The organism is Sulfitobacter sp. G21635-S1, assembly GCF_027213915.1.
Taxonomy (GTDB): domain Bacteria; phylum Pseudomonadota; class Alphaproteobacteria; order Rhodobacterales; family Rhodobacteraceae; genus Sulfitobacter.
On the sequence record NZ_JAPWGV010000068.1, the window covers coordinates 1 to 1,279 of the forward strand.

General features: G+C 59.5%; 3 protein-coding genes. All 3 read right to left on the bottom strand.

Annotated features, from left to right (window positions below):
* Positions 1–67 precede the first annotated feature (67 nt).
* Entirely contained in the window at positions 68–439 is a 372-nt protein-coding gene (locus tag O4H53_RS26905) for a helix-turn-helix domain-containing protein (RefSeq protein ID WP_269368067.1), read from the bottom strand.
* Position 440: 1 nt separating this feature from the next.
* Positions 441–1,070, bottom strand: a complete 630-nt coding sequence (locus tag O4H53_RS26910) for an HNH endonuclease signature motif containing protein (RefSeq protein WP_269368069.1) — start codon at positions 1,068–1,070, stop codon at positions 441–443.
* Positions 1,067–1,279: hypothetical protein (locus tag O4H53_RS26915; RefSeq protein ID WP_269368071.1), on the bottom strand; the 213-nt coding region annotated here is incomplete at its 5' end. The genes O4H53_RS26910 and O4H53_RS26915, both read right to left, overlap by 4 nt.

Genomic DNA, 1,279 nt, shown 5'->3' on the forward strand with positions numbered 1-1,279 from the left:
TGCCGCGCGTCCGCGTCCAGACCAAGCTCGCGGCACCCGACATGGATCAGCTTTTGCAAAGAGCGGGTCATGCTGTGTACCTGCGGACGAACATCGGCTCGACGGGTTCCCGGCGGGATTTGAACTGCCAGCGGAGCACGGTGTCTAAGTCATGGGACGTGCCCCGGATCAGGTCCGCGCGCAGCCGATCAAAAGCGATCTGATGCTGCAGGTCGATTGGCTTTGTCAGGGCACGCAAGACAGACGAATGATCCCGCCCGCCGAATTCCCGCCCGATCTGCAAGTAGGAGACCTCCGTCAGCTCATTGCAGAGCCGGAAGGCCACCGCACGGCGGGCGCAAACGATCTGCGTCCGCTCCGGGCCGGTCAGTTCCAGCACAGTGGTGCCAAAATAGGCGGCGACGGCTTCCTTGATCTGCGGGATGGTGATTGGGGTCATGTCAGCCCCGTTTCTTTTGCCGCGCGGCATGCTCAAGTTTGGCCGTCGCCATCAGTACCGGCTTTAATTCGGCGGGTGCGGCGTCGTAGCCACGACCGAAGCGCCCGTTCAGGCGCGGAAGCATTGCGCGAGGGATAGCTACCCAGTTGGACGGGTCGGTGTTGGTCTTGTCCCCATCACGGCATTTCAGAACCATTCCCTCAGGAACGGGTCCGTTCTTTTGCTCCCAGAGCCAGCGATGTTTGTGAACCGGCCGGGTCCTTGCCCCGGTCCAGGGGTTGGTTTCTTCCACGATCATCACGATGTAGCCATCTTTGTTGTCAACGCGTTCGTGACCTGCTCCCCGAAAGGTGTGCGAAACCTGACCTTTCTTGAACTGCGTCTTTGCCCGGTTCTCATTGAATGGCATCTTCTTCCCTTTGTTTGGCGGAACCTGACCAGGATCAAAGCGACCGGTGCGACCGGTCAGCCAGCCATTTCGCTTGCACAGGGAATTCAGATTGCTGAGTGACACATCCACCCGTCCGAACAAGGCGCAGAATGCCGAGTGAGTGGCCTTGCGATCATCACGGCACCGCGCCTTGATCCAAGCCAGCTCCTCGGGCGTATAGATCAGACGCCGGCCTTTCATTTCCGGTTTCCGATCTGCGGGAGGTGAGGCAGGATTTTGTCGCCATGCTCTGCATAGAGCTTTGCCGCCTTCAGCCGCAGCTCTGCGTTTCCGGTGATCTGATCCGCAACCGACACCATGGCATCCGCGCGTTTGACCTCCTTGTCGATATCTTCGGCGGTCATGCTTTCGTCAGCGAGGCGTTCGAGTTGAGCGAACAAGTGATCGTT